Annotated in this window: 8 protein-coding genes and 2 pseudogenes; 4 read left to right on the forward strand and 6 right to left on the reverse strand. The window is 38.0% G+C overall.

Going from position 1 to position 11,937, the window contains the following annotated elements; translation table 11 throughout:
* Nucleotides 1–30: 30 nt before the first annotated feature.
* From I2F89_RS06685 to I2F89_RS06695, 3 genes are all read right to left on the reverse strand, one after another.
* Entirely contained in the window at nucleotides 31–2,400 is a 2,370-nt protein-coding gene (locus I2F89_RS06685) for a cation-translocating P-type ATPase (RefSeq protein ID WP_181880041.1), read from the reverse strand.
* A gap of 248 nt (nucleotides 2,401–2,648) precedes the next feature.
* On the reverse strand, nucleotides 2,649–3,485 hold the full coding sequence (locus tag I2F89_RS06690) for an undecaprenyl phosphate translocase family protein (protein WP_074801234.1): 837 nt from the start codon (nucleotides 3,483–3,485) through the stop codon (nucleotides 2,649–2,651).
* A 102-nt stretch (nucleotides 3,486–3,587) separates the two neighbouring features.
* Nucleotides 3,588–4,217 (reverse strand): lysozyme family protein, encoded by a 630-nt coding sequence (locus tag I2F89_RS06695; RefSeq protein WP_071866347.1) that lies wholly within the window; start codon nucleotides 4,215–4,217, stop codon nucleotides 3,588–3,590.
* Between the two features lie 210 nt (nucleotides 4,218–4,427).
* Here I2F89_RS06695 and I2F89_RS06700 point away from each other — a divergent pair, with 210 nt between their 5' ends.
* Nucleotides 4,428–5,144 (forward strand): alpha/beta fold hydrolase, encoded by a 717-nt coding sequence (locus I2F89_RS06700; RefSeq protein WP_010735792.1) that lies wholly within the window; start codon nucleotides 4,428–4,430, stop codon nucleotides 5,142–5,144.
* A 23-nt stretch (nucleotides 5,145–5,167) separates the two neighbouring features.
* Nucleotides 5,168–7,753 carry a bifunctional lysylphosphatidylglycerol flippase/synthetase MprF gene (gene mprF / locus I2F89_RS06705; protein WP_195513875.1) on the forward strand — a complete coding sequence of 862 codons (2,586 nt, stop codon included), beginning with the start codon at nucleotides 5,168–5,170 and terminating at the stop codon, nucleotides 7,751–7,753.
* A gap of 74 nt (nucleotides 7,754–7,827) precedes the next feature.
* Here mprF and I2F89_RS06710 read toward each other — a convergent pair.
* Nucleotides 7,828–8,046 (reverse strand): annotated as a pseudogene (locus tag I2F89_RS06710) (cell filamentation protein Fic); the annotation flags it as partial.
* 163 nt (nucleotides 8,047–8,209) lie between these two features.
* Between I2F89_RS06710 and tnpA the strand changes: the two are divergent.
* Nucleotides 8,210–8,614 carry an IS200/IS605 family transposase gene (gene tnpA, locus I2F89_RS06715; protein ID WP_071866345.1) on the forward strand — a complete coding sequence of 135 codons (405 nt, stop codon included), beginning with the start codon at nucleotides 8,210–8,212 and terminating at the stop codon, nucleotides 8,612–8,614.
* A gap of 16 nt (nucleotides 8,615–8,630) precedes the next feature.
* A complete protein-coding gene (tnpB, locus tag I2F89_RS06720) occupies nucleotides 8,631–9,773 on the forward strand; it encodes an IS200/IS605 family element RNA-guided endonuclease TnpB (RefSeq protein ID WP_071866344.1) in 1,143 nt (380 codons plus the stop codon).
* A 154-nt stretch (nucleotides 9,774–9,927) separates the two neighbouring features.
* Here the strand turns inward: tnpB and I2F89_RS06725 are convergent.
* Both I2F89_RS06725 and tuf read right to left on the reverse strand, forming a co-directional pair.
* Nucleotides 9,928–10,317, reverse strand: a pseudogene (locus I2F89_RS06725) (Fic/DOC family protein); the annotation flags it as partial.
* 320 nt (nucleotides 10,318–10,637) lie between these two features.
* Entirely contained in the window at nucleotides 10,638–11,825 is a 1,188-nt protein-coding gene (gene tuf, locus I2F89_RS06730; protein ID WP_019723509.1) for an elongation factor Tu, read from the reverse strand.
* Nucleotides 11,826–11,937 lie beyond the last annotated feature (112 nt).

Here is an 11,937-nt window from a genome sequence, read left to right on the forward strand (position 1 = left end):
CCTATACTTTTTCAAGTGATAGATACTGGATTATATGACATTTTCTTCCACATGAGTATGAGGAGTTTTATTTGCATTTACTTTATTCAATAATTTGTTTTGTATGCCTAATTTCCAATACGCTAAACGTAATAGCACATTCAAACCCATAAAGCCAACAAAATATGGCCAAGTATTTCCTAACCCAAGATTGACTTCTAATATATGATGGAAAAGCATCGCAGCGACATAAATACCGACCACTGTGGTGACTGCTAAGAAAATCCGCAATGGATTGAATGGCAAGCAGGCTTTGATCACTGCCAGACAGCTGATCCCGATCAATAAATAATACATCAATGTCGTTGTTTCACCAGATGTCCAACCTTGGTTGTGACCGATCAGGTAGATCGCCACAGTATTGAAAGCAACAAGCAATGCATTAGGTAATGCATTGACTAGCGCAGTAGGCAGATAGCGATAATCGACTTTTCGTTTATCATTCTCAAATGATAAGAAGAAAGATGGATACCCTTCAATAGCAAGATCGATCAACGTGATCTGGATCGGGATAAATGGGAATCCGATAGCCGTCACTGCACATAAAATCGATAAGATAAATGAATAGATTGTTTTAATAAAGAAAATACCTGAAACTTTCGTTACGTTATTCACGACTCGGCGTCCTTCAAACAATACTTCGGGCAATGTCGTAAAATCAGAATCTAACAAGACAAGATTAGCAATTTGTCGTGTTGCTCCGTCTCCTTCTGCCATCGCAATACTACAATCAGCTTCACGCAAAGCCAATACATCGTTTACGCCATCTCCAGTCATTGCAACTGTTCGTCCACTTGCTTTCAGTTCGTTGACTAAGAGTTTCTTTTGTTGCGGACTCACTCGCCCAAAAACTGTATATTGATGCGCCGCTTTTCTGACTTCTGCTTCTTCTGTCAAATCAGATAGATCAACATACGATTGATAGTTGGGCAAACCAGCACGTCGCGCAATATTTGACACCGTAAAAGGATTGTCTCCAGAAATCACTTTCAAGTCTACCCCTTCTTCGTGCAGATAAGCTAAGGTTTCTTGCGCGTTTTTACGGATAGGATCATCGATTTCAAACAAAGCAATCGGTTCAACCCCTTGAGGATCGCCTGAAGACAACGTTTGATTAGGAGCAAGACCTAACATCAATACACGAAACCCGTTGGCCTGGGCTTCCACTAAACTTTCCGGCAACTGATCGTCTGCCACTAACCGTTCCGGAGCCCCGACATAGACTACACCTAGTTCAGGAAATTCCATTGCGCCCCATTTGCGGTCAGATGAAAAGGCTAATTTTTCTCCGACATCGTAACGATTAGAAATCTCGAAATACTCTCTCAACGCACGCATCGTGACATTGTTATCGCTACTTTCAGCTAAATATGTTCCCATAATGGTTGGAATCATTTTTTCATAGGTTTTATTTAAGGGTTCGACTCGTTGGATGCTCATTTTTCCTTCGGTGATCGTCCCTGTTTTATCAAGACATAATGTATCTACATGTGCCAGTGTTTCGATAGAATACATATCTTGGACTAAGATTCGTTTCTTCGCTAGTTTCGTTACACCAGTCGTCAATGCGATACTGATCAATAACACTAATCCTTTTGGTAACATTCCCAGTAAGGCTGCCGCAGAAGCAACGACTGATAGTTGGATCGACGCATTTCGAATGAACAAAGCTTCCAAGAATAAGATGATCCCTAAAGGAATGATCACAAAACTTGTAAACTTAGATACTTTGCGGATCGATTCCACAAGTTCCGAATGAATTTCCTTGTGTGTTTTTGCTTCGTTGGTCAAGCGGACAGCATAATTATCTGCCCCAACACGAATAACTGTAGCAAAGACAGAGCCACTAGTCAGGTAACTACCTGACAGTAATTCTGCTCCTGACTCTTTGATGATCAAATCAGATTCACCGGTCAGTAAAGCTTCATTTGCCTCTGCCCGACCACTGATCACTTGCAAGTCTGAGGGAATCTGTTCACCCGCACCGATTTTGACAAGATCGCCTAAAACTAGTTCTTTCGTTGCGATCATCTGTTCTTTTCCATCACGAATAACGGTTACTTCCGCCTGTGAAACGATTGATAACCGGCGCACAAGATTACGCGCATGGATTTCCTGATAGATCCCCATGGTGATATTTACAAAAATAATTGCTAAGTAAGCCATGTTTGAATAAGCACCAACTAGTAATAAGCAGAGTCCTATTCCTAAGTTCAAAAAATTGAATAATGTTAAAATATTATCGCTGAAAATTTGTTTCGTACTTTTTGTAGCATCCTCTTGGTAATCATTCTGTTGACCAGAGGCACGTCTTTGACTCACTTCATTTTCTGTAAGTCCCTTTAATTCTTTCATTTCCATATCACGCCAACTTTCAAAAATAATCACTTCAATTAGTCTAGCTGTTTCTACGATTAAAAACAACTCGTTTTTTTTATTTTAAAAAAAGATAGAAAAATCAAAAAACAGCGGATCTGTTTTCTATTTTTCTATCTCACCATATACTTCACCTAGAAAAATCACAGAAGAGAATCGTTTCTTCGAACCATCTATCAAGAACTTGGATAATTGAATACAACGATCACGTTACTTTTCTTCTTGTGCTTCTTCTACTTATACTGCTCTTCTAAACGGCTCATCCACCAGCCTAGTGCAGCACCAGCAACGAATAACACTGGACATGCCAAGATACCTAAAATGCCAAGTCCACTATAATTTGTAGGAATGATCATGATCGTGGATGCAAAAACAATGCCTAGAATAAAATGGAATAATTTGCTATAAGCTTTTGAGAAAATAAAGTCCATTACTTTGGAAAGACCTAGCACACACACGATTCCACCGATTGCAATAGGAATGATCACTTCTAAACGCACTTCTTTAAATCCATCAGCCATCGCTTTATACAGTCCCATGTAAACTAAAAAATTCGACGGACTTAATCCAGGAACGATCATTCCGAGACCAATCAAACCGCCTGCCATCATCCAGGTATAGACATTTTGTTCTACTTGCCCATCAAATAAACGGGCACCATATAACAAGAAAAGATAACCTAAAATAAATGTCACAACCATAATAATGAGATCTGTATTGTTTCGGCCTTTTTTCCCTGACTCTTTCCATAAAGCGGGCACCGTTCCAGCAATACATCCCACAAAGAACCACAAAATCGTTGTTTCATAGGCCCCTAGTAAAAAACTGACTAAAAAAGACAGCAAGAATACGCCAGTGACACCACCTAAGCCGACTGGTAAAAAGAATAAGACGTTTTCTTTAAAGTTTCTAGTGATATGTGCTAAGAAAGAAATCAGCCGCTCATACATTCCAAATACTGCTGCTAAAGCTCCTCCGCTCACTCCCGGCAAGATAAATCCTGAGCCGATAAACATTCCTTTGAAAAATCTTAATCCCCAATCTTTCGTTGTATTCTCTCTTTTCTCCATTACTTTTTGATTTTCTTCCACTCGTCCAAGCACTCCTTCTTTCCATTCATTGTATTCATTATTCGTCTTGCTTTGATTTGCAGTTGGTTCGATCCAACAGGCTTAAAAAATATTTTCATACCATTCAAGAAACTGTTGGTTCATCTTCACTACATCTGCATAAAACATATTACCACCATTATGGTATAAATACCCACCATTATACAATAATGACTGGATTCGCCAATAGCGATAGGTTTTTTTGTTGTCATTGCCTAAAAGCGGACTCAACACATCCCTAGAATACTCTTCGGCTAAACGGACCGTGTTCTTCCCGCCTCTTTCGTTGACGTAAGCAATATAGTCTTTGCCAAAATTGTACGCTTGGATCGCTGTCGCCAGATCGCAACCTAATGCTTTCGCCTCAGCTATCATCTCTGAGAGGTATTTGACTCCTTGGTCAATACTTCCTTCTTGTGTCGTGATCGCCCCCATCTGTCCATAGGCACTTTCCGAACTTTGCATCAAATCGACACCATTTCCTCTTGATTCAGTAAGTATGATTGCCTTCACTAGATTCTCATGTTCTTGCATTTGATACTTTTCTAATGCTGACGAAATCTCTGGCTGATAATTTTCTACACGCTTGATCGATTGATATGTTCTACCGAATAGAAAAAGAATCGTTGCCAGAATCGTGAAGACAAATAGACCTACGATCATACGGGAGATTGATTTTCTTTTTTTCTTCATCCAAACCCACCTAGCTATTTGACATCTTTTTTTATCTTACTATTTCTTTTCATTCTTGGCTATTTTTTCTCTGTTTTTTCTTATTTAATTTAATAAAAAATGAATGTTTCATTTTCCCTTTCATCTTACGAAAATGATCGTTCGTTTTATAGAGTTTCGATTTCTAAAATAGATAAAGAGCGTTATAATTCAAAATAGTAGGTGATAAATGTGAAAAGAGAAAAGAAATTTGCAAAAATGGCAGATGGTACTGACATCTATTATGAAAAAAGTGGACATGGATTTCCCCTCTTGCTACTTCATGGAAATGACGGGAGCGGTGATTTCTTTTCAGAACAAGTGCCCGTTTTAGAACAATACTTTACGATTTATCTCATCGATAGTCGCGGGCATGGACAATCGACAAATCAAGCAGGAACATTGAATTTTCGTTTGATGGCAGATGATTTATTGACAGTCATGCTGCTGGAACAAATCTCACAAGCGAATATCTTGGGATTTAGTGATGGAGCCAATCTTGCCTTAGTTTTTTCAAGCAATTATCCAGATAGGGTCAATCGCTTGATTTTAAATTCGGGTAATACACGGTTGAATGGGGTTCTCTGGTCCTCACGACTACTCAGTGCTTTTCACTATTTCTTTGTTTGGTTGCGCGCACTGTTCCAGCCACATTTACGTCAGCATTTATTGGTCATCGATTTATTGCTTCATGATATTGGCCTCACGACAGAACATTTAGAAAAAATCAATTGCCCAACACTGATCATCGTCGGTAAAAAAGATGTCATCAAACTGAAACATTCGCTTTATTTAGCGAAAACGATCCCTAATGCTTCATTTGTTCTCGTCACAGGACAAGGACACCAATTAGCTCGCCAAAACCCAGAACGCTTCAATCAAGAAGTTTTAGACTTCTTGACAAAATAAATTTGAAAATAGTAGGTGATTTTTTGTTCAAGCCAATCATTCAGTGGTTCAAAAGCCACTTGAGACTTATCAAAACGATTTTTTTGATTTCTGTATTAGTGATTATTATTCGTGAATTGATGACAATCAGTACTTTGTTATCTGCGGACCAACTAGCTCAAACATTTTCCACGATCCCACTCTGGAAAATTGGTGTCATGTTTTTGATTGGGTTGATTTCTATTCTACCCATGATTGGATATGATTTGATTTTCAACAAGTTACTAAATCAAAAGCAAAAGCCATTATATTTATTTGAAACAAGTTGGATGATCAATACTATTAATAACATTGCTGGATTTGGTGGCTTTGTCAGTATCGGTTTACGATCCGAACTCTACGGTCAAAGAAAAGATAGCAAACAAGTCATGCAAGCTTTATCTAAAGTATTTTTATTTTTGATGGCGGGTTTATCTCTGTATAGTTTAGTCTCGTTTTTTATGGTCTTCTTTACTCCTGTCGCTCCGTTTCTTAAACAGTATTGGATTTGGTTGATTGCCGGTGGTTTGTATTTCCCCATCGTTTTTATTTTTACCACGATCAAAAAAGAAGGCTATGTTGGTGGTCTTTCAATTAAATCCCAAGGGCAATTGTTACTCGTTTCCTTATTGGAATGGACGGGTGTCTTAGGAACCTTTCTTGCAGTCGGCTATTTGATGGAGATCCCCATCGATCTATGGCAAACAATCCCTCTATTTATCGCTGCTTCAGTTATCGGGATCATCTCAATGATCCCAGGAGAAATCGGTAGTTTTGATGTGATGATGATCTTTGGTTTATCAGCTCTAGGTATCCCTAAAGAAACCGTTGTGATCTGGATCTTGCTTTATCGGATCTTCTATTACTTTATTCCATTTTTCATTGGATTAGTTTTCTTCTTTAAAAATGTCGGTGTATCGATCGACCAACGATACTCTGGTATTCCAAAGCAATTAGCGACCCAGATTGCTCGGAAGATCCTGGTGATCTTAATGTATTTTTCTGGCATCATGTTGGTTCTTTCAGCAACGATCCCGCAAGCATTTACTGAGTTTCGTTGGTTGCATCATATCAATCCTATAAAGATGCATTTTATTATGCAATTTCCAAGCATATTGTTAGGCTTCTTGTTTGTTATTATGGGACGAGGCATCGCAGCCAGAGTCAAGCGTGTCTACTGGCCAACCATTTTTTTGATCCTTGTTTCATTAATTTATGTTGGGCTGAATGATCTAAGCACTACTGGCATTATTTTCTTACTATTGCTATTAGGTATCGTGATCGCTTCACGTAATGAATTGTTCAGAGATCAATTGATCTACTCGTGGGAATGGTTGACGATCGATGGGTTGATCATAGGTGCATTGACCGTTTTATATATCGTGATCGGTGTTTATAATATGCCCACTTTCCCACATCGTAATCATCGGTTTATTTCATTTTTTCTATTTCCTTCAGAAAAAATTTGGTTGTCTGGTTTTCTAGCAATTTTAGCAGTAGCCTTTATCATGATTTTATTTGTCCACTATCTCCAAGGTAAAAAAGCACAAGTTGGACAAGAGTTAGATGAAGCGGTCGCCACTACGATTTTAGAAACTTACGGCGGTAATTCAGATAGTCAACTGATATTTTTGAAAGATAAACGGATGTTTACCTATGAAAAAGACGGGGAAGCAACCGTCTTGTTACAATTTGCTAGTTATAACAATAAGTGTGTGGTGATGGGCGATCCCTCAGGCAAAAAAGAAGATTTTCCAGAAGCGATCGAAGCGTTTATCGCAGAAACAGATCGCTTATGCTACTTGCCAGTCTTTTATGAAACGAGCGAAGAACTGGTTATGATCCTTCATGAATTTGGCTATGATTTTATCAAAATGGGCGAAGAAGGCCATGTTTCGTTAGCCGACTTCACGACTTCTGGGAAAAAAATGAAAGGCACACGTGCGATACTGAATCGCATCGAACGAGAAGGATTCATGTTTGAGGTACTTCAACCACCATTTTCTTCCCAACAAATGGCTGAGCTTAAAACCATTTCTGATCGTTGGCTAGGCAGTCGCAAAGAAAAAGGCTTCTCATTAGGTTTCTTCTCAGAAGACTATTTACAGCGAGCACCGATTGCAGTCGTCAAAAACGATCAAGATGAGTTGGTCGCTTTCACTTCGATCATGCCGACTTATACGAATGATAAGATCGGAACGATTGATTTGATGCGCTATGATCCAGAGACTGCCCCTTCTGGCAGCATGGACTATTTATTCATCCATCTTTTTGAATATATGAAGGAGGAAAATATCCAATGGTTCAATTTGGGTATGGCTCCTTTGTCTAATGTTGGGACTTCAAGAAAAAGTTTCATCCAAGAACGGATTGCTTATCTAGTCTATGAATTTGGCTCACATTTCTATTCTTTTCAAGGGTTGAGAGAATACAAAGATAAATATGCCACCAATTGGAGATCTCGCTATACACTTTATTCAAGAGATAGTTGGATCGCTTATGTGATGATCACGTTATTGATCATTGACAATGCGCCCGTTGATCAAAAAACAAAGCCTTTGAATGGCTTAAAAAAATGGTTTCGTAAATAAAAAAAACGCCTGATTTTGCTGTTTTAGTCAAAATCAGGCGTTTTTTGTTTATTCACAAACCTTTTTTCCTTCTGTTAGAGATCATCAATGGTATATTCAGAGTAACCTTCATAAAAATAACTCACATCGATTCCTTTCATATAAAGTTCACGATCGGAAATCTTATCTGTCAACGCGTTAGAAATCAAATAGCTGATTTCTAAGTCATTGATCGGACTACGTTCCATTGCAGATAAATAATCCGACTTGTCAATTAGATTCCAGTCAACCACTTTCTGTATCTCCGATTTTAACTTAATTCAGGCAGAAGTCGCCCATCCTCTATAGGTGGGTGATGAATGCCGTTCGGTATGAGGGTTACCGTTGGTAACTCGAAAACCGACATGTAATGCATATTGCCTTTTTATTTTGTACTATGTTATAATCAGTCTATATAAGAAATGAGCTGATATAACAATGGAACTAGATACTAATAATCATTCAGTGTTTCTTCTCTATTATCATCTTGTACTGGTAACTAAATACCGTAGACAAGTGATTGATGATGAAATATCTGAATTTGCTAAAATAACTTTTGTACGAATTGCAGAGTCATATCACATCACTCTCGTTGAGTGGAATCATGATAAAGATCATGTTCATATTATGTTCAAAGCACAGCCAAAAACAGAGCTGACGAAGTTCATCAACGCTTATAAAAGCGCGAGTTCACGCTTGATAAAGCGTGACTATCCTAGAGTAAAACAATATCTTTGGAAAGAAATGTTTTGGTCTAAAAGTTTCTGCCTGTTGACAACTGGTGGCGCACCAATTGATGTCATCAAAAAGTATATTCAGAATCAAGGTAATAACCACAAATAGAGAGTAGGTGAGTCTTATGGAGCGACTAAAAGCATATAAATTCAGAATTTATCCAACAGAAGAGCAGGAAATGTTCTTTGCTAAGTCTTTTGGTTGTGTCCGTAAGGTCTACAATCTAATGCTTGATGACCGAATGAAAAATTATGAAGAAACTAAAAATGATTCTTCTATAAAAATGAATTTTCCAACACCAGCTCAATATAAGGAAGAATTTCCGTTTTTGAAGGAAGTAGATAGCCTGGCTCTAGCGAATGCACAACTTAATTTAGATAAGGCATATAAGAATTTTTTTAGAGATAAATCCGTTGGGTTTCCTCGATTCAAAAGTAAGAAGAATCCTGTACAAAGCTATACTACTAACAACCAAAAAGGAACAGTAGCTTTGATTGATAATAAATTCATCAAAGTTCCTAAGTTGAAGTCTTTAGTCAAGATTAAACTCCATAGACAACCTAAAGGAATTATCAAATCTGCCACAATCTCACGTCATCCAAGTGGTAATTACCATATTTCTTTGTTGTGTAAAGAAGAAATAGTTGAACTTCCTAAAAACGATTCTTCTATTGGAATTGATCTTGGTATAACTGATTTTGCCATTCTTTCTGACGGTCAAAAGATTGATAATAATAAGTTCACGTCAAAAATGGAAAAGAAACTAAAACGTGAACAACGTAAGTTGTCAAGACGTGCATTATTAGCTAAAAAGAAAGGTGTCAATCTCTTTGAAGCCAAAAACTATCAAAAACAAAAACGAAAAGTAGCGCGGCTACATGAAAAAGTAATGAATCAGCGCAACGACTTTCTAAACAAGTTAAGTACAGAGATTATCAAAAATCACGATACTATCTGTATTGAAGACTTAAATGCAAAAGGTATGTTACGCAATCATAAATTAGCTAAAAGTATTTCTGATGTATCGTGGTCTAGTTTTGTAACTAAACTACAATACAAAGCTGACTGGTATGGATGTGAAATCATCAAAGTAGATAAATGGTTCCCATCTAGTCAACTCTGTTCGGATTGTGGTCATCAAGATGGCAAGAAAACGCTCGAAATACGAGAATGGACTTGTCCGGTTTGTCATGCTCATCATGACCGTGATATAAACGCAAGCATCAATATTCTGATCGAAGGTCTCCGAATAAAACAATTAGCTTAGATAAAATCAAGAACCGTAGGAACTACGGGGATAGCTTGGCAAATAAGAGACACCGCTGTTAGTAAAGAAATACACTATCAAGTATGCTCTATTCCCAAGAAGCTCCCACTTCAAGCGTTAAAAACCGGTAGGTTTAGCTAAGTGGTGAGTAGTTCACAATGAGATCTAACCAAATTCTAGTACTCCTACCGTTCCCTTCACGAAAAGGATGAGCGATGTTCATCTCTACATATTTTTTGATGATTTCTTCAAAAGTAGACTGTGGCATTTGGTCAATATGCTTTAGAGAATACTCCAAATACATGACCGGCGCAAACCGAAAATTTACCTTTGCACTATTTACTGAGCGAATTTCCCCAGCAAAACCATCGATTTCAGAAAACAAATAGTCATGGATTTCACTTAACCCTTTGAACGTTCCAATTTCTAATTCATCTATTCTTCCAGAATCATATAATTTTTTTGCTTTTTGCTTACTGATTTTTTCTTCCGCTTTTGCCAACTCGACTTGACTGGTCAATCCTAATTTATTTTCTAAAATCATTGAATCCCCCATAACTTTTTGTCATAGTTTTTTAGAAACACAGATATATTTATTATAACAAATTTATAGACATGGTAAAAACAAGAAAAATCGATGGAAACAAGCAATAAGGATACTAGTCGTATTGCACCTACTAAATTCTCATAACATGTTGTTCGAAGATTCCCCCCACAAAAAAAAGCGAGAAACCTAAAAATTCAAAGAAAATTTGGAGTTTGCTCGTTTTTTTATCGGTGATTAACACTTCTATTACAACCATTGGACAAGATATTCAAGTAAATACCTTGTCCACAGGTTTTATATTTTTTTATAAAAAATACTTACGCTTCGATTTCTGTTACCATTCCTGAACCGACAGTTCGACCACCTTCACGAATAGAGAAAGTCGTTCCTTGTTCGATTGCCACTGGATGGATCAACTCTACCTCGATGGTTACGTTGTCTCCAGGCATGACCATTTCTGTTCCTTCTGGCAACACGATCGTACCTGTTACATCTGTTGTGCGGAAATAAAATTGTGGGCGGTAGTTATTGAAGAATGGTGTATGACGTCCGCCTTCTTCTTTCGTCAATACATAAACTTCCGCTTTGAATTTTGTATGTGGTGTGATTGAACCAGGTTTCGCAATTACTTGTCCACGTTCAATATCTTCTCTTTGGATACCACGTAACAAGATTCCTACGTTATCTCCAGCTTCGCCATAATCTAACGTTTTACGGAACATCTCTACCCCTGTCACAACCGCTTTTTTCGTTTCAGGTTTGATTCCGATGATCTCGATTTCATCACCGACACGAACAGCTCCACGGTCGATACGACCAGATGCTACCGTTCCGCGACCAGTGATTGAGAAAACATCTTCAACTGGTAAAAGCAATGGTTTGTCGGTATCACGTTCTGGTGTTGGGATATAGTCATCCACTGTTTCCATCAATTCATTGATCGCAGCTTCTGCTTCTGGGTCACCTTGCAATGCTTTCAATGCAGAGCCTTTGATGACAGGTGTGTCATCACCTGGGAAACCATATTCATTCAGTAATTCACGAACTTCCATTTCTACAAGATCGATCAATTCTTCATCATCGACCAAATCAACTTTATTCAAAAATACAATCAAATATTTTACACCAACTTGACGTGATAAAAGGATATGCTCGCGAGTTTGAGGCATTGGTCCATCTGTCGCAGAAACAACTAAGATCGCACCATCCATTTGAGCGGCACCTGTGATCATGTTCTTCACATAATCCGCATGTCCTGGTGCATCAATATGTGCATAGTGACGTTTATCTGTTTCATATTCTACGTGTGCTGTGTTGATGGTGATCCCACGTTCACGTTCTTCAGGAGCTGCATCAATGCTTGCATAATCTTGAGGATTTGCTAAGCCTTTTTTCCCTAATACTGTCGTGATTGCAGCAGTCAATGTGGTCTTCCCATGGTCAACGTGCCCAATGGTACCGATGTTTACGTGTGGTTTACTTCTATCAAAATGTTCTTTTGCCATAATTAACAAACCTCCTAAATAGTCTTATGCACTGAATGATTTCAGCTCATCGTCCATAACAGTTTTTTCAGTATAAACTCAAAAAAATCATCTACACTTACTTTTTGTAAGT

Source organism: Enterococcus sp. 1001283B150225_161107_E12 (assembly GCF_015556925.1).
GTDB lineage: Bacteria > Bacillota > Bacilli > Lactobacillales > Enterococcaceae > Enterococcus_B > Enterococcus_B mundtii.

Excerpts from the sequence above, each read along its gene's own strand:
- tnpA (WP_071866345.1), top strand. The coding sequence starts at position 8,210 with ATGGAACTAGATACTAATAATCATTCAGTGTTTCTTCTCTATTATCAT.
- I2F89_RS06690 (WP_074801234.1), bottom strand. The coding sequence starts at position 3,485 with ATGGAGAAAAGAGAGAATACAACGAAAGATTGGGGATTAAGATTTTTC.
- tnpB (WP_071866344.1), top strand. The coding sequence starts at position 8,631 with ATGGAGCGACTAAAAGCATATAAATTCAGAATTTATCCAACAGAAGAG.
- I2F89_RS06685 (WP_181880041.1), bottom strand. The coding sequence starts at position 2,400 with ATGGAAATGAAAGAATTAAAGGGACTTACAGAAAATGAAGTGAGTCAA.
- I2F89_RS06695 (WP_071866347.1), bottom strand. The coding sequence starts at position 4,217 with ATGAAGAAAAAAAGAAAATCAATCTCCCGTATGATCGTAGGTCTATTT.
- tuf (WP_019723509.1), bottom strand. The coding sequence starts at position 11,825 with ATGGCAAAAGAACATTTTGATAGAAGTAAACCACACGTAAACATCGGT.